The 16,452-nt window shown below is 69.5% G+C and carries 13 protein-coding genes and 1 pseudogene; 8 read left to right on the plus strand and 6 right to left on the minus strand.

The features are described 5' to 3' along the window. Window positions 1–195 precede the first annotated feature (195 nt). Window positions 196–1,725, minus strand: coding sequence for a bifunctional aminoglycoside phosphotransferase/ATP-binding protein (locus HC362_RS03545; RefSeq protein ID WP_243082301.1), 1,530 nt, complete (start codon window positions 1,723–1,725; stop codon window positions 196–198). Between the two features lie 303 nt (window positions 1,726–2,028). Here HC362_RS03545 and HC362_RS03550 point away from each other — a divergent pair, with 303 nt between their 5' ends. Both HC362_RS03550 and HC362_RS03555 read left to right on the plus strand, forming a co-directional pair. Then, window positions 2,029–2,310 (plus strand): DUF1876 domain-containing protein, encoded by a 282-nt coding sequence (locus tag HC362_RS03550; protein WP_243082302.1) that lies wholly within the window; start codon window positions 2,029–2,031, stop codon window positions 2,308–2,310. Window positions 2,311–2,847: 537 nt separating this feature from the next. Beyond that, window positions 2,848–3,252 carry a hypothetical protein gene (locus HC362_RS03555; protein ID WP_243082303.1) on the plus strand — a complete coding sequence of 135 codons (405 nt, stop codon included), beginning with the start codon at window positions 2,848–2,850 and terminating at the stop codon, window positions 3,250–3,252. Window positions 3,253–3,397: 145 nt separating this feature from the next. Here the strand turns inward: HC362_RS03555 and HC362_RS03560 are convergent, their stop codons facing one another. Continuing rightward, window positions 3,398–4,738 (minus strand): nicotinate phosphoribosyltransferase, encoded by a 1,341-nt coding sequence (locus HC362_RS03560; RefSeq protein WP_243082304.1) that lies wholly within the window; start codon window positions 4,736–4,738, stop codon window positions 3,398–3,400. 451 nt (window positions 4,739–5,189) lie between these two features. Between HC362_RS03560 and ppsA the strand changes: the two genes are divergently transcribed. Then, window positions 5,190–7,637, plus strand: coding sequence for a phosphoenolpyruvate synthase (ppsA, locus tag HC362_RS03565; protein ID WP_243082305.1), 2,448 nt, complete (start codon window positions 5,190–5,192; stop codon window positions 7,635–7,637). 256 nt (window positions 7,638–7,893) lie between these two features. Here ppsA and HC362_RS03570 read toward each other — a convergent pair. After that, window positions 7,894–8,079: pseudogene (locus HC362_RS03570) on the minus strand (DUF1918 domain-containing protein); the annotation flags it as partial. A gap of 400 nt (window positions 8,080–8,479) precedes the next feature. After that, window positions 8,480–9,517 carry a helix-turn-helix domain-containing protein gene (locus tag HC362_RS03575; RefSeq protein ID WP_243082306.1) on the minus strand — a complete coding sequence of 346 codons (1,038 nt, stop codon included), beginning with the start codon at window positions 9,515–9,517 and terminating at the stop codon, window positions 8,480–8,482. Between the two features lie 130 nt (window positions 9,518–9,647). Between HC362_RS03575 and HC362_RS03580 the strand changes: the two genes are divergently transcribed. Together HC362_RS03580 and HC362_RS03585 are read left to right on the plus strand one after the other, a co-directional pair. Beyond that, window positions 9,648–10,532: an NAD(P)-dependent oxidoreductase gene (locus tag HC362_RS03580; RefSeq protein ID WP_243082307.1), complete on the plus strand. Its 885-nt coding sequence runs from the start codon at window positions 9,648–9,650 to the stop codon at window positions 10,530–10,532. Beyond that, on the plus strand, window positions 10,529–11,206 hold the full coding sequence (locus tag HC362_RS03585; protein ID WP_243082308.1) for a maleylpyruvate isomerase N-terminal domain-containing protein: 678 nt from the start codon (window positions 10,529–10,531) through the stop codon (window positions 11,204–11,206). The genes HC362_RS03580 and HC362_RS03585 overlap by 4 nt, the downstream gene beginning before the upstream one ends. Before the next feature lie 117 nt (window positions 11,207–11,323). Here the strand turns inward: HC362_RS03585 and HC362_RS03590 are convergent, their stop codons facing one another. After that, window positions 11,324–12,328, minus strand: coding sequence for a saccharopine dehydrogenase NADP-binding domain-containing protein (locus HC362_RS03590; RefSeq protein ID WP_243088339.1), 1,005 nt, complete (start codon window positions 12,326–12,328; stop codon window positions 11,324–11,326). A gap of 197 nt (window positions 12,329–12,525) precedes the next feature. Between HC362_RS03590 and HC362_RS03595 the strand changes: the two genes are divergently transcribed. Beyond that, complete coding sequence (locus HC362_RS03595; protein ID WP_243082309.1) at window positions 12,526–13,545, plus strand: helix-turn-helix domain-containing protein; 1,020 nt, start codon at window positions 12,526–12,528, stop codon at window positions 13,543–13,545. Between the two features lie 195 nt (window positions 13,546–13,740). Here HC362_RS03595 and HC362_RS03600 read toward each other — a convergent pair whose 3' ends face one another. After that, window positions 13,741–14,406, minus strand: coding sequence for a TetR/AcrR family transcriptional regulator (locus HC362_RS03600; protein WP_243082310.1), 666 nt, complete (start codon window positions 14,404–14,406; stop codon window positions 13,741–13,743). Between the two features lie 57 nt (window positions 14,407–14,463). On the opposite strand from HC362_RS03600, the gene HC362_RS03605 reads away from it, so the two are divergent. Together HC362_RS03605 and HC362_RS03610 are read left to right on the plus strand one after the other, a co-directional pair. After that, on the plus strand, window positions 14,464–15,999 hold the full coding sequence (locus HC362_RS03605; protein ID WP_243082311.1) for a monooxygenase: 1,536 nt from the start codon (window positions 14,464–14,466) through the stop codon (window positions 15,997–15,999). Further along, on the plus strand, window positions 15,990–16,385 hold the full coding sequence (locus HC362_RS03610; protein ID WP_243082312.1) for a RidA family protein: 396 nt from the start codon (window positions 15,990–15,992) through the stop codon (window positions 16,383–16,385). Before HC362_RS03605 ends, HC362_RS03610 begins: the two co-directional genes overlap by 10 nt. Window positions 16,386–16,452 lie beyond the last annotated feature (67 nt).

Genomic DNA, 16,452 nt, shown 5'->3' on the forward strand with positions numbered 1-16,452 from the left:
GCGCCCACCTGCTCGCCGCTGCGGGACCGCAGGTGAGCCGACCCCCTGGACGGACACCGTTCAGGGGGTGGTTGCAACCAGGACGGTGGAGACGGTGCGGGCACGGTGCTCAGTGTGACGTCCCCGGCGGCGCCCGACCGGCAAGGCCGCCGAGAGTGAGCCTGTGCTCAGGACGCCGGGCGGAGCCCGGCTGCCTCAGTCCGGTTCCATATAGGGGCGGCGGAAGACCGGGGCCTGGCCGGTGCTCCACGGGCGTACGGCTGCCAGTGCCTGCGCGACCGCGGACTCCAACGGGCCGCTCGTATCGACCGCGACCGCTTCCGGCCACGGCGCCTCCCTGGCCGCCATGGCCCGGGCGATGTCGAGGTCGGCGTCGGATACTCCCGGTGTGCGCGCGCTCAGGCGGGCCGCCGACACGTCGTCGGGCACATGGCAGTGCAGGGCCACCAGGTCGGCGTCGGCACGTTCGGCCACCCGCGTTGCCGCTTCCCGTTCCCCTGCATCCGTCCAGGTGGCGTCCAGGACGACGGACTCACCGGAGGACAGCAGGGCGGCTGCGCGCTCCAGCAGGGTGGTGTAGGTCCTGGCTGTCCACTCCGGTGTGTAGAGGCCCTCGCCGTACTCGGCGGCGGCGGACTGCTCCGCGGGGATGCCGGCCAGCTCCTTGCGGAGGCGGTCGCTGCTGAGCAACGTGACCCCCAGCCGGTCCGCCAGAGCGCCGGCGAGAGTGGACTTCCCGCTTCCCGGCAGCCCGCCCACAAGAGTCAATCCGACGGCAGAGGTGCGCAGGTGACGCAGCGCTGCCGAGACCAGCAGTCGTGCCGCCGACTCCGCGCCCGGCGCACCCTGGCGGGCCTGGATCAGGGAGACCTTGGCGCGGACGAACGCACGGTAGGCGACATAGTGATGCCGCAGGGAAGAGGGCGCGGGGTCGCCGGAGTACTCGCTGTACCGGGCCAGGAAGAACGCAGCGGCCTCCGGGGCGCCGAGCTGTTCCAGGTCCATGGCGAGGAAAGCGGCATCGTCGAGGCCGTCGACATAGCGCAGGTGGTCGTCGAACTCCAGGCAGTCCAGGATGCGAGGGCCGTCGTCCAGGCAGAAGATGTCCTCGGCGAGCAGATCGCCGTGGCCGTCGACCACCCGCCCCTGCTCGATACGGGAGTCGAAGAGCCCTTTGCGGCCGGCCAGATAGCGGCGTACCAGCCACTCGACCTCCTCCACGTCCTCCGGCCCGGCACCGTCTGCCGCCATCGGGCGAACCTGCGCGAAGCCGGCCTCCCAGCGCGCCGACAGCGCATCCCGCGTACCCTGCTCGTCCACCTCCCGGCCGCGGGGCGCCTTCGTGTGCCAGGCGGCGAGCTGCCGGGCCACGGCCCGAAGGACGTCATCGACAGCGACCCCCTCTCGCACCAGCCGGGAGAGCCTGCGGTCGGCCGGCATACGGCGCATCACCACGAGCGGTTCGGGCTCCTCGGTGTCGGGCCTGCGGATCTCGCCGAGCCCCGGATAGACGTCGGGTGCGAAGCGGCGGTTGAGCGCTACTTCGCGCTCGCAGGCGGTGCGGCGAGCCGACACCGTTGTGTAGTCCAGGAATCCGAGGTCCACCGGTTTCTTGAGCTTGTAGGCGCTGTCACCGGCGAAGAACACGATCGCGGTATGGGTCTCGGACACCTCCGCGCGCGGCACCTGCCACGCCGGCTCCCCGCTGGCGCGACGCTCAGTCATGACAAACGGACCAACAATCTCGCATGGCGACGTCCTCCGTCGCATAGGAAGCTGAAAATGTCGATAAACCTCTGAATCGAGAAATACTCCAATCCACTCCGCGGCGCATGTGGGTCGGAAGGACGGACGACGGGATAGCAGGTGTCCGCCGGACTTCCGGCCGCCTCATGTGGTTACCGGCACTGGACTTGCCGTACGCATCCAGCTCACCCCTCCCGCGGGGGCCGGCAGCCGCCTCACGGTCTCGGAACAACACGTTCCCAGCCCAGGTAGCACCGTAACCAGGCACGTCAGGAGAGAGCCATGGCACACACGAAGGAATGGAACCTCCATCTCGACCTCTTCGAGGACGACAAGGGAGCGACGAAGGCACACGTGGTGCTGGACACCGGCACCACAGCGCTCACCGGCCGCGGATCCGCGCACTGCAACCCTGCGGATACGGACGTGCCGGAGATCGGCGACGAACTGGCGGCGGGCAGAGCCATGCACGACCTCGCACAGCAACTGCTGAACATCGCCGAGCGCGACATCCAGGGTCCGGGTACTCCCGGGCGCCCGAAGGACCGCCAGGCTCCCGGATGACCCTTGTGAGGGGGTTACCGGTGGTCGACGCCGGATGCGGTTGGCCGGCGTCGGAGAGGAGGAAGCTCCTGCCGCATACACCTCCTGTCTTCACGCTGTGCAGTCGCATCCGGACAACAGGTAGGGGCCGCCGGGAAGCCGTCACCCGTTCGGCCTACGTCTGGAAGCGCCGAGCAGCGAATGCGGGTCGACTGGAGTCATCAGTACCGACACACGGACAACAGCCGCCTCGCACCGACACCCGTCGGGGACGGTTCTTTCGGTCAGCGCGAGCGGCCTTCGCATCGGCGGCCCCATCATGGACGGTCTGAAGATCCTTCCCCCGGGCCATCACGATGATGGCAGGGCCCCAGATCATGTCGGTCCCGGCAGTTCCGACGACAAAGGCTCGGTCGGCCGCGCCATCGAATGCACCTCGGTTGCCCTGACGGCGCTGAATTGGCTGGTGAACATCCTGGCGTACGCGCTCTTCATTGTCCTGATCTGGCATGAGCCAGCGGCTCCGGTTCGAGGAGGCACTCCATGACGCAGTCCACGATGAGCAACCGAGGAACCAATTCACTGGCAGGAGGTGTGGTCACTTTCGGTGGAGTCATGCTCGTCCTGGCGGGCGTGCTCGACGCGCTCCGAGGGATCATGGCCATCGCGAAGGACAACATTTTCGTGAGTACGCCGAACTATGTTTTCAGGTTCGACGTGGAGGGCTGGGGCTGGATTCACCTGATCCTCGGCGTGCTCGCGATTCCGGTCGGCCTGAGCCTCGTCAAGGGCAGACTATGGGCGCGCATCGCCGGAGTCGTCATCGCCGGACTCCTACTGATCACCAGCTTCCTCGCCCTGCCCTACTACCCGTTCTGGTCGATCGTCCTGATTGCGCTGTACGCGTTCATCATCTGGGCGCTGTGCGTCTACCGACCCGAGTCGCACGTCGGCAGCAGATAGGACGTGTGGCGGTCTGCCGCCGTCTCGAAAGCGAAGCCCAGAACGGAACGGGGAGGGAGGTATGTTCCAGGTTCACGCCGACCGGGCTTGGCGCTACCCGCAGGTCACGATCGAACGCCGTACGGTCCGGCAGCGCCCAGACGGCCTAAATGGAGGTGTGGGGCAGGTAGGTTGCGCGTATGTGCCGCCGCACACGGTCGGTGAGAGCCCGCAGGCGGGGGGAGGTCGAGGAGTGCAGTGGTGTCGGGTCTGTGATGCGGCGTGCTTCCCCGGGCAGCGCGGCAATGTCCGCGGCACACCGATCACGGATGTGCTGAAGGTCAGGTGCCGGGGCGATCCGGGTGCCTTCTCGGACCACCGGGTGCAGCAGCGGGCAGCTGCCCGCGGGCGCTGCCTCCTCGGCGAGTGCGACGACGTCCTCGTAGCCGTTTCGCCGGAACACCTGCTTGGGACCGGGCGCGGTCACCTTTCCGGTGGACAGTTTCATCACCGGGCGGGTGTCGTACGCGACCAGCTTGTAGGCGGTGTCCAGGTAGGGGGCGTCGGCGGCGACGCCCACCCGGGTGCCCACCGCATAGACGTCGACGGGCGCCCCGGCCCGCACCAGGGCGTCGATGGCGTACTCGTCCAGACCGCCGCTGACGACGATGCGCACCTCCGGGAGTCCGTAGGCATCCAGGATGCGACGGGCTCGACGGGCCTCCTCCGCCAAGTTGCCGCTGTCCAGACGGATAGCTGATCCTGATGCCCGGTCCAGCGAGCGCAGCAGCCGTGCAGCGGTGCGGACGCCCTGTTCCGTCTGGTAGGTGTCGACCAGGAGAGTCACCGGGCCGGGGTGTGCTTCGGCGAACGCCCTGAAGGCGGCTTCCTCCGGTCCGAACGCCTCGATGTAGGAGTGAGCCATGGTGCCCACAGCCGGTAGCCCCAGCTCGACAGCCGCGGCCACGTTGCTGGTTGCGGAGAAGCCCGCGATCGCTCCCGCACGCGCGGCATGGTCAGCTGCCTCGATGCCGTGGGTCCGCCGCAGGGAGAAGTCCACAACGGGCTGCCCCTCCGCAGCGAGGACGCATCGCGCTGCCTTGGAGGCGAGTGCGGTCTGGTGGCTGACCTGGTTGAGCACGTAGCTCTCCACCAACTGGGCCACCGGTAGGGGTGCCGTCACCTCCAGCACCGGCTCGCCGCCGAGTACGACTCGCCCTTCCGGTACGGCCCTGACATCGCCGTCGAACGTGATACCGAGGAGCGGCTCCAGGTCCTCGGGAGGGCGGTGCAGCACCGAGGCGAAGTCCTGGATCTGCTCGCTGCCGAGTCGGTAGTCGGTCAGGTAGTCGACGACATGCTCGACACCGGCCGCGACCAGGAACCCCCGCTCGGGCGGAAGGTCGCGGACGAACAGATCGAAGGTCGCGGGCTGCGTCATACCCTCGCGCAGATACGACAGAGCCATCGTGACTTCGTAGAGGTCCGTCGTCGTTTCCCTGCCCATGAATGATCCGTGATCTCCGCGTTGCGCTGACCGGTTGGCAGCTCAGGTGAGGGGGACCCCCGTGGCCATACCGGGACCGTCCGGTGGGGGTGGTCTCCGAAGGAGCTGCTCCCCTCCCCCTCTCCAGCGTGCCCCCTCACCCGGTCGGCGGCCACCGCAGCGGACGCCCACGGCAACGGGGCACCGGCCCGCGGATGATCGACCAGCACGAACGGGCCGAGATCGGACAACGGGAGCACCATCTGCTCTTCACGGCTCTCCTCCCCCGGCGCGAGCCGTACCCCTCCAGGCACGGCGAGAACGCGGCCGGGATCGACCGAGCGCTTCGCGGAGCACGACGGCGCGGCGGATGCCGGATCCGAGACGCAACTGGTGTGATGGTTCGCCATCAGCTACCCGGAACAGCCTCCGCCACCTGGCCCGGCGGTCCCTGGCGATACTGGAGGGTGCCATGCCTGACCGGAACACCGACGGGCCCTGGGTGAGACGGTTCGAGGATCTCTCACACGGCGATGTGGCCGTGGTCGGCGGCAAGAACGCCTCTCTCGGGGAGATGATCCGGAACCTGTCCTCGCAGGGTGTCCGGGTCCCGGGCGGATTCGCCACCACCGCACACGCCTACCGGGAGTTTCTGGAGGCCGGCGACCTGTACCCCCGTATTCAGCGGGAAATCCAGGCTCTGCACCGGGGGGCCGAGCTGGCGACGGTGGGCGAGGAGATCCGGCGCGCGTTCCTCGGCACCGAAATCCCACCGCATGTGGCCGACGCCATCCGCGACGCGTACCGCTCCCTCGGCGACACGCTCCAGCGCACGGACCCGGATGTGGCGGTGCGCTCCAGCGCCACCGCCGAGGACCTTCCCGAGGCCAGCTTCGCGGGGCAGCAGGAGAGCTACCTGGGCGTATGCGGAGAGGAAGCGCTGCTGGACGCCTGCAGGCGCTGCTACGCCTCGCTGTTCACCGACCGGGCGATCAGCTACCGCGAGCAGCACGGTTTCGACCACCTGAAAGTAGCACTGTCCATCGGTGTGCAGCAGATGGTCCGTTCCGACAAAGCGAGCGCCGGGGTGATGTTCACCCTCGACACGGACAGCGGCTTCCCCCGCGTCGTGCTGATCAACGCGTCCTGGGGGCTGGGCGAGTCCGTGGTCTCGGGCGCTGTGGACCCTGACGAGTACCAGGTCTTCAAACCCCTGCTCGATCGGGCAGACCTCAACCCGGTGATCTCCAAGGCAACCGGCGCAAAGCTGAGCCGGATCGTCTACAGCGAGGGGGCGGGGAGGGCTCCCACAATCACCGTGGACACCACTGAGCAGCAGCGGGCGGCGTACGTCCTCGACGATGGCGAGATCCTGCAGCTGGCCCGGTGGGGCGTCGCGATCGAGGAACACTACGGCCGGCCGATGGACATCGAATGGGCGAAGGACGGCCTCAGCGGCGAGCTGCACATCGTCCAGGCCCGGCCGGAGACCGTCCAGGCCCGCAAGCAGGCCGCCACCCTGCGCTCCTACCGACTGACCGAACGCGGCCACAGGTTGGTCGACGGCTTGGCCATCGGCGACGCCATCGCTGCCGGAAAGGTATGCAAGCTGCGCAGTGCCGAGGAGATCGGCCGGTTCGAGGACGGCGCGGTTCTGGTCACTGGATCGACCGATCCGGACTGGGAACCGATCATGAAGCGGGCTGCCGCCATCGTCACCGATCACGGTGGCCGTACCTCGCACGCCGCCATCGTGAGCCGCGAGCTGGGCGTGGCCGCCATCGTGGGCACTGGGAACGGCACCGGTGCACTCGGCGACGGCCAGGAGGTCACCGTCTCTTGCGCCGAGGGCGAGGAGGGCCACGTCTACGCGGGCACCCTCGACTACGACGAGCACGACATCGACCTGGCCGGGGTCCCCGACACCGCCACCGGTGTCATGCTCAACATCGCCAATCCCTCCGCGGCCTTCCGGTGGTGGCGGCTGCCGGCGGACGGAGTCGGCCTGGCCCGGATGGAGTTCATCGTCAACAACCACATCCAGATCCATCCCATGGCCCTGGTCCACTACAACGACCTCGCCGACGAGACGGCCCTGCGGCGTATCGCCGAACTCACCTTCGGCTACGACGACAAGACGGAGTTCTTCGTCGACCGCCTGGCGTACGGCATCGCCCGCATCGCAGCGGCCTGGTGGCCCAAGCCGGTCATCGTCCGGATGAGCGACTTCAAGACCAATGAGTACGCCAAACTCATCGGTGGCTCGGCCTTCGAACCGCCGGAAGAGAACCCCATGCTCGGCTGGCGAGGAGCCAGCCGCTACTACAGCGAGGGCTACCGCGCCGGTTTCGGCCTCGAATGCCGCGCCATCCGAAGAGTGCGAGACACCATGGGACTGACCAACACCACCGTCATGATCCCGTTCTGCCGCACCCTTCAGGAGGCCGACCGCGTCCTCGCCGCCATGGCCGACCACGGCCTGACCCGCGGCAGCAACGACCTGGAATGCTACGTGATGGCGGAGATCCCCTCGAACGTCGTTCTCGCCGAGCAGTTCGCCGACCGCTTCGACGGCTTCTCCATCGGCAGCAACGACCTCACCCAGCTCACCCTCGGCGTCGACCGGGACTCCGAGCAGCTCTCGCAGTTGTTCAACGAACGCGATCCGGCTGTCACTCAGAGCATCCAGGCGCTGATCACCGATGCGCACCGCGAATTCCGCAAAGTCGGGCTGTGCGGGCAGCGTCCCAGCGACGACCCCGACTTCGCTCGCCTCCTGGTCCGCGCCGGCATCGACTCGGTCTCAGTCGCCCCTGACAGCTTCCTTCTCGTAAAGGAGAATGTCGCCACCGCCGAGAGTGAGCTGAGGCAGCAGGAGGAGGCACCCGGAGCGGACGAAGCCGAGGAGGCCGGCCGATGAACGGCCCTGCCGTAACCGCCGCTCATGACGTGCTCCGCCTCCGCAGGTCATGGGTCGCGCGTCGTCCGGCGCTTTCAGTATGAGCCGTGGCGCCGTACGGCGGAACGCTTCGCTTCGGCGTGGTTCGGCCTCTGGACAGCCGAAGCCGCGTGGCCGCGTCGCGACCGGACAGTGTCCGGGCCCCGGCAGGGCGACTGCCTTGGGGTTACCTGTACCCCTGCGGAGACCGTTCGTGGCTGGTCGTGGACCGTCCGTGTTCGAGGTGGTGGACATGGGCGTCGGGGCCGGGGAACACGAGCGTCACACCGCCCGTGTCCGACCAGCGCACGTCGTACGGAGGCGTTCCGTCCTCGTGGTGGAGTCCGACGATCTCCCCGTCGCGCCTGGGGACGCCGGTCGTCGGGCTTTCGATGATGAGTTGGTCGCCGAGTTGAGCTCGCATGATCGGCTTCCTTTTCCACAGAAGTGGTGTTGTATCCAGCGTGACATATGCGGCCGGCCACCGCGGGTCGAGGCTCGCGGACATCGCCGAAGCGCCCGGACCCACCCGAGCGTGCGTAGTCGCGCGCGCAGCCACATTCGCGGCGCGCGCTGCGAACCTCGCCGGATGAGCACGTCCGCCCCGCTCGTGTTCGCGACCGACGCAACAACCGACCCGGGAACCGTGAGGCCGCCACGGCGCCCGATCCTGCGCTTCACCTGCCTTGCCGCACGCCTTTGCCGCACGAGGGCGGAGATCATGTGGCCCAGCCGAGGAGTGACCGAATGAGAGATCACGAGGGGCTGCGTCGTCCGGCCACGGCGTGCGCAGGTAGCGGCAGCATTCCAGGAACTTCGCGTCATCAGGCGGTGCGGAGTTGTGGCTCCAAGTCGGACCCGGCACCGGGAACCGTCTGCGGAAAGGCTCGCCGGTACTCGCTCGGTGACACCCCGATGTGGCTGAGGAAGTGGTGGCGGAGGTTGTTCGCCGTGCCCAGGCCGCTGAGTTCGCCGATCTTCTCGACGGGGAGGTTGGTCGACTCCAGGAGGTCCTGGGCTCGCCCGAGGCGCTGGGCGAGCAGCCACTGCAACGGTGTCGACCCCGTGGCCTCCTGGAGCCGCCGGTAGAACGTGCGGGTGCTCATCGCAGCCCGCCGCGCCAGGTCCCCTACGGTGATCGGCTGGTCCAGGTGGGAGCGGGCCCAGTCCAGTACGGGGGCCAGAGCGTCGTCGTCGGTCTCGGGCACCGACAGGTCGATGAACTGCGCCTGGCCTCCGGGCCGGTGGGCGGGCACCACCATGCGGCGGGCCAGCCGGTTCGCCACATGGGCGCCGTGGTCGCGGCGCACCAGATGGAGGCAGAGGTCGAGTCCGGCGGTCAGGCCCGCGCTGGTGAGCACGTCGCCGTCGTCCACGTACAGCACCGAGTCGTCGACCTGCACCTTCGGGTAGCGCTCGGCGAGTTGGGCGGTGTGCAGCCAGTGAGCCGTGGCGCGTCGCCCGTCGAGCAGCCCGGCCTCGGCGAGCGCGAAAGCGCCGGTGCACAGGGAGACCATCCGGGCGCCTGCTTCGTAGGCCCGGCGCAGCGCCAGGACCAGTGCCTCCGGCAGCGGCCTGCCCTCCTCGACGCAGGCGTCGGGCACCGAGGGCACGATGACCGTGTCGGCTCCGACCAGGTCGTCGAGGCCGTAGTCGGTCCGCAGCGCGAGCCCGGTACCGGTGACGCCGGCCCTGGAGCGCTCGCCCGTTCCCGTGCCGCACACCCTCAGGTCGTACCAGGGGTCGGCCAGGTCGGACTGCGGCTGCCCGAAGACGGTGCAGGGGATGCTCAGTTCGTACAGATCCCAGGAAGCGAGCCTGATCTCCTCGGTCACGACCACGGCCACGGTGTGAGCGCTCATGCCGCACAGGGTATGGCAGGAATTTGGTGGTGGCCGTCATCCGTGTCACTGTCCTCGGCCGCCGCGCGCTGCGAGCGTGGCAGGTGAGTGATCAACCGCTGTCTGCGGAATGGACGAGGAGTTGTGAGTTGTGAACGCTGACCACCAGGCCGTCACGGTCATCGGACTGGGCTCGATGGGCTCGGAGCTGGCCTCCGCGCTGCTGGACCGCGGCCACCCGACAACCGTGTGGAACCGCACGGCGGAAAAGGCCCGGCCGCTGGCCGACCGGGGAGCCCACCCGGCCGCGACGCCCCGAGAGGCGATCACGGCGAGTCCGCTCATCCTCACCTGCGTACTGGACTACGACGTCCTGCGTTCCGTCCTCGAACCCGTCGCCGAGTCCCTCGCCGGCAAGGTCCTGGTCAACCTCACCTCCGGCTCGCCGGAGCAGGCCCGAGAGATGGCCGGGTGGGCCGGTTCCCATGGCGCCGGCTACCTCGACGGCGCGATCATGACCACCCCGCCCGGCGTCGGCAGCCCCGAGATGATGTTCCTCTACAGCGGTCCGCACGCTGTCTTCGAAGCCCACCGCCCCACCCTGGCGGCCCTGGGCGATCCGCTGCACCTGTCCGACGACCCCGGCATGGCCTCCCTCTACGACGCCGCACTGCTCGGCCTGATGTGGTCCACCATGACCGGCTGGCTGCACGGCACCGCGCTGGTCGGCGCGGAGAAGACGCCTGCCACGGCGTTCACCCCGATAGCGATCCGCTGGCTCACCGCCGTGGCCGGTTTCCTCACCACCTATGCGCCGCAGGTGGACGCCGGACGCTACCCGGGCGACGACGCGACCATCGACGTGCAGATCGCGGCCATCGAACACCTTCTCCACGCAGCGGAGGCCCGGGGCGTCGACAACGCGCTGCCCGAACTGCTGAAGTCCACCATGGAGCGGGCCAAGGCCGCGGGGCACGGCTCGGACAGCTTCGCCGGTGTGATCGAGGTCCTGCGGAAGTCGGGGAACGACCAGTGACAACAACGCCGCAGGCCACCTCTGATCCCCTCCCCGAACCGAAGGCCCCAGCCGCCCCCGCGCCGTGGCCGGAGCTGTTGTCGGCCGCCGCCGAGAGCAGCCTGTCGACCCTCCTCACCGCCACCGACCGGGACTGGTCACGCCCAGCGCACGGCCTCAACTGGACCTGCCGGGAGACACTCGACCACCTCGCCCTCGGCCTGACCGGCTATGCCGGCCTGCTCATCGCCCAGCCCCGGGACCGCTACATCACTCTCTTCGCCTCACTCGATCCCGCGGCTCCGGTCCCCGCCTGCTTGGAAGGAATTCGTATCGCCGCATCCCTTCTCACCTCCACCGTCCGCGATACAGCGCCCCATGTGCGCGCCTGGCATCCCTGGGGCCACTCCGACGCCGCCGGGTTCGCCGCCATGGGGATCACGGAACTGCTCCTCCACACCTACGACATCGCGCACGCTCTCGAGTGTCCCTGGTCCCCGCCCGACGGCCCGGTCGGCGCCGCACTCGCCCGGCTCTTCCCCGATGCCCCGACGGGCCACAGCCCGTTCGACACCCTGCTGTGGTGTACGGGACGAATCCCGCTGCCCGGCCGGCCACGACGCACCGAGTGGCAGTGGGACGGAACACCCGCAAGCGACCGGAACGCCACAGCTGCCTCAAGTGCGCGTATCTGACCGCCCCGTGCTCCCGCCCCACCCCACTGTTGATCACGACCGAACAGGCCCCTGTGGCTTCCGCCCCGTGACGTAGGCGGCGGAAGCTTCCGACGAGCGGGAGCGCGGCCGGGATGGCTACGGGAGCAGTTCCAGGGTGACGTGCGGGGACAGCGCGCGAAGGAAGTCGGTGGCGTCGAAGATCTCGCCCGCGGCAGCGACGCCGACCGTACGAGTGCGGCCGGTGAGCACGCGGTCGAGGGCCTCCACGACGAGGGGGGCGGTGACGGCGTAGATGTCCCGACCGCGGGCCACCGCGCGGCGTTCGGCGCCGCCCGAGCGCACGACCGCGTCGATGAGGAACGTCTGGTCGGAGCGTCCGCTCTCGTCGGCCGCGGTGGGAGCCGGTGTGTCCGGGGCCGCGATGTCACGGACGGCCTGGACGGTCATGTACGTGGTCACGTCCGGGATGGACAGGTGGCTGGGCACGGTCACCACGTCGGCCATCGTGAACTCCCCGATCACGGGCTGGGGGCCCATCGGCTCGGGAAAGCGCCACGTCAGGGTCGGCGGGGCGTCGGTGCGGTACTCCCACTGCCCGTTCGCGAAGCGCATACGCCGCTCACCGCGCCGCTCCCGCGATACCGCGCCCGACAGCCGGGTCCCGGCGGTGGGGTGCCAGCTGCTCAGACCGTAGGCGATGTGCGCCTCGTCGGCCTGGGTCCACTCGCCCATGGCCGCGGTGGCCAGCAGGTCGCCCAGACCACCGAAGAAGGCCATCGCCGGGACGATCACCGCGCCAGCCTCCCGTGCCCGGTCGGCGAAGTGGGCGAAGGTGTCGATATTGGCTTCGAGTTCGGCTGCCACGTCCAGGTACGGGATCGTGGCCCGCAGCGCCGCCTCGATCACCGGAGCGGTGGTCGAGGCGAACGGCCCGGCACAGTTGATCACGGCGGCGGCGCCGGCCAGCGCACGGTCGAGCGAGTCCGGGTCGTCGACCGACGCCACCCGGGCCTCCAGCCCGGTCTCGTGGGCCAATGCCTTGAGCTTGTCGGCATCGCGGCCGGCCAGTACAGGGACGAACCCGCGCTCCACCAGCTCTGCCACGACGAACCGCCCGGTGTGTCCGTAGGCACCGAACACCGCCACTGTCCGACCTGTCACTGTCTGTCCCGCCACTGTCCGACCCGATCCCATGAGCCCGCTTCCTCGCACTCGTCTGTCCGTAAGGACCTGCGGTCGATCCCTGTTGACCTGCCGCGCTGTTTCACCGAGATCCTCACGCGGAGCGGCACCCCCACACGAGTGTCCGCAGCGACATGACCCATACACTTTCGGACATGCCTACCGTCGCGCTGGCCATCACCGATGGCATGCTGCACCTTGAGCTGTCCCTGGCCTGCGAAGTGTTCGGCGCCGACCTGACGCACATCGTGGATCCCTGGTACGACTTCTGGCTCTGCGGGCCGCGCGCCGTACGAGTCGGCCGCTTCCGGGTGGAGCCCGACCACGGGCTCGACCACCTCGCACGCGCCGACACCGTGATCGTTCCGGGCTGGGCCGACACCGACCGCGACCCGCCGGCCGACCTCGTCGACGCGGTACGCACGGCCCACGAGGCCGGCGTGCGGGTGGCCTCCCTGTGCACGGGCGCCTTCATCCTCGCCGCCGCCGGACTGCTGGACGGCAAGCGCGCCACCACACACTGGGCGCACACGGCCGAGCTGGCCCGGCGCCGGCCGAAGGTCGCCGTCGACCCGGATGTCCTGTACGTCGACAACGGCAGCGTGCTCACCTCCGCCGGCAAGGCCGCCGCCATGGACCTGTGCCTGCATCTGGTCCGCCTCGACCACGGCGCCTCGATCGCCAACAAGATCGCCCGGCGGCTGGTCGTACCACCCCACCGGGACGGCGGCCAGGCCCAGTTCATCGCCACCCCCGTCCCCGAGCCCGGCAACCATCCCCTCACCGACCTCTTCCCCTGGATACTGCAGCGGCTGCACGAGCCGCTCACCGTCGAGGACCTGGCCTGCCAGGCACGGATGAGCTCGCGCCATCTGGGCCGCCACTTCAAGCAGGTGACCGGCACCACCCCGCTGCAGTGGCTGCACACCCAGCGCATCCGCCTCGCCCAGGAACTACTGGAGACCACCGACGACACCATCGACGCCATCGCCACGGCCACCGGCATGGGCACCGCCACCACCCTGCGCCGCCACTTCGCCCGCACGGTGGGCGTCCCACCGGACTCCTACCGCCGCACCTTCCGCGCCCAGCCCCGCCCCGGCAGTGTGCAGGCCCGCGGCCTTCAACCCGACCGTCTCGGCGCGGACGACCGGCAGGCGGCCGCGACTGCGTAGGGGACTGGCCGCCACAAGCTCGTAGGCCAACACGGCGGTCCTGTTCGCAGCAGCTGTCGCCAAGCGGGGTGCAGCGCTGCGTAGCGCTCAGGACCGCGGTGGTCGCGAGGGACGACGCTACAGCGGACACTCCGGAGCGCGTCGCCGATCTGCTCCCGTCCGGTTCGGGCCCGCGGTGGCGGACCACTTATGGGCTCACCGCCGCACAGCGCGCAATCCGTCCAGCAGCAGCCGCAGTCCGAACTCGAAGTGCGCCGTGAAGTCCGTACTGGTGAGCACCGGCAGGGCGGCGGCGAGGTGCGGATAGGCCCCTGCCACCACCGCCTCGTGCAGATCCCCCGCATCGGCGGACCCTTCGTTCTCCGGCCGGAGGGCGGCCTGTTCCTCCAGCGTGTGGCCGACGGTGAAGTTGGCCACCGCATAGAGCGCCCGCGCCGCTTCGCTGTCGCTGAAGCCTGCCTCTCGCAGTACGCCGACGAGGCTGTCGGCGAAGCCCAGGGTGTGCGGGCCGGTCGCGTGCGTACCGGCGAAGACGCGTGCGCCGTCGCGATGGGCGAGCAGGGCCGTACGCAGCGCGCGGGCCAGGCGTGTCACTCCCTCGCTCCAGCCGCCGTCCTCCACCGACCCGGCGGCGGCCTCGACACCTTCGACCATGCGCTCGGCCATCGCGGTGAGCAGATCCTGCTTGGTCGCGAAGTAACGGTACAGCGCACCCGCCTGGGCGCCCACCGCGTCGGCGACCCGGCGCATGGTCAGCGCGTCCAGACCGGACTCGTTCAGCAAGTCGAGCGCGGTCCTGATGGTGCGGTCCTTGTCGAGTCGCGCGGGGCGGCCCCTGGACGGGCTTGACGGAGAGCTCATGGGCCTCAGTATAGTAATTAATGAACACTGTTCATTAAACAGAGGAGGACCACTCCGATGGACACGGATGTGATCGTCGTGGGGGCGGGCCCAACCGGGCTGATGCTCGCCTGTGAGCTGGCACTGGGGGGCGTACGGACCCGGGTCCTGGAGCGCCGCACCGAACCGCAGCGCGATTCGCGGGCGCTGAGCCTGCACCCGCGCAGCGTGGAACTGATGGACCAGCGCGGGCTGCTCGACCGGTTCCTCCCTCTCGGCCGGACCGTGCCGGGCTGGCACTTCGCAGGACTGCGCACGCTGCTGGACTTCAGCAGTCTCGACTCGCGGCACGGCTACACCCTCTTCCTGGCTCAGGCCCGCACCGAGGCGATCCTCGAGGAGCGGGCGCACGAGCTGGGCGTGCAGATCATGCGGGGACACGAGACCCTCGCCGTGAGCCAGGACGGCGACGGGGTCGAGGTGGAGGTGCGCGGCCCCGACTACGGCACCGGGACCATGCGCGCCCCATACGCGGTCGGGTGCGACGGTGGGCGCAGTGTGGTGCGCCGGGAGGCGGGGATCGACTTCCCTGGTACCGACGAGACCCTGACAGGGGTGCTCGGGGACTTCGCGGTCGTCGACCCGCAGCCGGGCGCCCTCGATGCGGCGCGGGCCCATGGCGTGATCGTCGCGCCCCTGGAGGGAGGACACACCCGGTTCGTCTGTCTGGATCCGGAGCGGATGCGGGTGCCGGCCCGCGAGCCGGTGACCCTGGAGGAGTTCCGGGCGTCGCTCACCCGCATCTGCGGCTCCGACTGCGGGATCGCCGAACCCCGCTGGCTCTCGCGCTTCGGCAATGCCACCCGGCTCGCGGAGAGCTACCGTTCGGGGCGCGTCCTGCTGGCGGGCGACGCCGCCCACATCCACTTCCCCGCGGCGGGCCAGGGGCTCAACACCGGGCTCCAGGACGCCATGAACCTGGGCTGGAAGCTGGCCGCCGTGGTCAACGGCTGGGCCCCACCAGGGCTGCTGGACAGTTACGACGAGGAGCGCCGACCGGTCGGCCAGTCCGTCACCGAGAACACCGAGGTCCAGACTCTGCTGGCGGAGCTCACGATGGTCGGGCAGTACCAGCGTCCGGCCGCTGCCCTGCGCAAGCTCCTCGACCAGCTGCTGGGCATGACCGAGGTCAACCGCCTGCTCGCCGAGCAGGTTTCCGCGCTCGGCACGGCCTATCCGCCGGTGACTCCGGGCGCCGATCCGCTGGTGGGGCGGCGTATGCCCGACGTCGGGCTGACCGTCGCCGGCTCGGAGGCGACACGGGTGTACGAACTGCTCCACCCGGGGCGCTTCGTTCTGCTCGGTCTGTCCGGGGATCCCGTCCTCGAGGAACCCGTCGATGCGGGCTGGGGCTCGCGGGTCAGAGTCGTCACCGTCGACAAGTACGACGAGCACGCGGATCTCGACGGGGTGACCGAGGTTCTCGTACGCCCCGACGGTCACGTCGCGTGGGCCACTCGCACCACCGACAGCGGCGCGCGCGTCGACGACCGGATCCGGGCGCTGACCGCCTGGGCGGGTACGGCCTCCGTAAGGAGCGGATCATGCCCGTGAACCGCGTCGATCCACCGTCCGCGCACAACCCGTCCGACCAGATCACCCCGGTCGTCACCGTTGAGGGAACACGACTCGCGTATCTCTCCGGGCAGGTCGCCTGGGATGCGGAAGGACTGCTCGTGGGGCCCGGCGACCATGAGGCCCAGGCGGCACAGATCGCCCGCAACCTCGACGCCTCACTCACCGCGGTCGGCGCCACCCGGAACGACATCGTCAAAGAGACCGTCTACGTCGTCGACTACACCCCGAAGCTGCTGCCCGCGATCTTCGGGCCGCTGCGGGCCGGTGTCTCGCAAGCACCTGCAAGCACACTGGTGGGCGTGGCGGCACTCTTCGCACCGGCATGCCTGCTCGAGGTCGAGGTGATCGCCGCGCTCCCGTGAGAAGGCTCCGGCGTCGCTCGGAGTGCACGTGACCCCGAGGCAGCCCCTTCTCCACACGGCCGATGAC

The organism is Streptomyces sp. 891-h (assembly GCF_022760275.1).
In the GTDB taxonomy this organism is placed as follows: Bacteria; Actinomycetota; Actinomycetes; order Streptomycetales; family Streptomycetaceae; genus Streptomyces; species Streptomyces spirodelae.

What these genes read in the sequence shown, in the direction of transcription:
- HC362_RS03560 (WP_243082304.1), bottom strand. Translation starts at nt 4,738, where the DNA reads ATGGGCAGGGAAACGACGACGGACCTCTACGAAGTCACGATGGCTCTG.
- HC362_RS03610 (WP_243082312.1), top strand. Translation starts at nt 15,990, where the DNA reads ATGCCCGTGAACCGCGTCGATCCACCGTCCGCGCACAACCCGTCCGAC.
- ppsA (WP_243082305.1), top strand. Translation starts at nt 5,190, where the DNA reads ATGCCTGACCGGAACACCGACGGGCCCTGGGTGAGACGGTTCGAGGAT.
- HC362_RS03550 (WP_243082302.1), top strand. Translation starts at nt 2,029, where the DNA reads ATGGCACACACGAAGGAATGGAACCTCCATCTCGACCTCTTCGAGGAC.
- HC362_RS03595 (WP_243082309.1), top strand. Translation starts at nt 12,526, where the DNA reads ATGCCTACCGTCGCGCTGGCCATCACCGATGGCATGCTGCACCTTGAG.
- HC362_RS03600 (WP_243082310.1), bottom strand. Translation starts at nt 14,406, where the DNA reads ATGAGCTCTCCGTCAAGCCCGTCCAGGGGCCGCCCCGCGCGACTCGAC.
- HC362_RS03545 (WP_243082301.1), bottom strand. Translation starts at nt 1,725, where the DNA reads ATGACTGAGCGTCGCGCCAGCGGGGAGCCGGCGTGGCAGGTGCCGCGC.
- HC362_RS03575 (WP_243082306.1), bottom strand. Translation starts at nt 9,517, where the DNA reads ATGAGCGCTCACACCGTGGCCGTGGTCGTGACCGAGGAGATCAGGCTC.
- HC362_RS03555 (WP_243082303.1), top strand. Translation starts at nt 2,848, where the DNA reads ATGAGCAACCGAGGAACCAATTCACTGGCAGGAGGTGTGGTCACTTTC.
- HC362_RS03605 (WP_243082311.1), top strand. Translation starts at nt 14,464, where the DNA reads ATGGACACGGATGTGATCGTCGTGGGGGCGGGCCCAACCGGGCTGATG.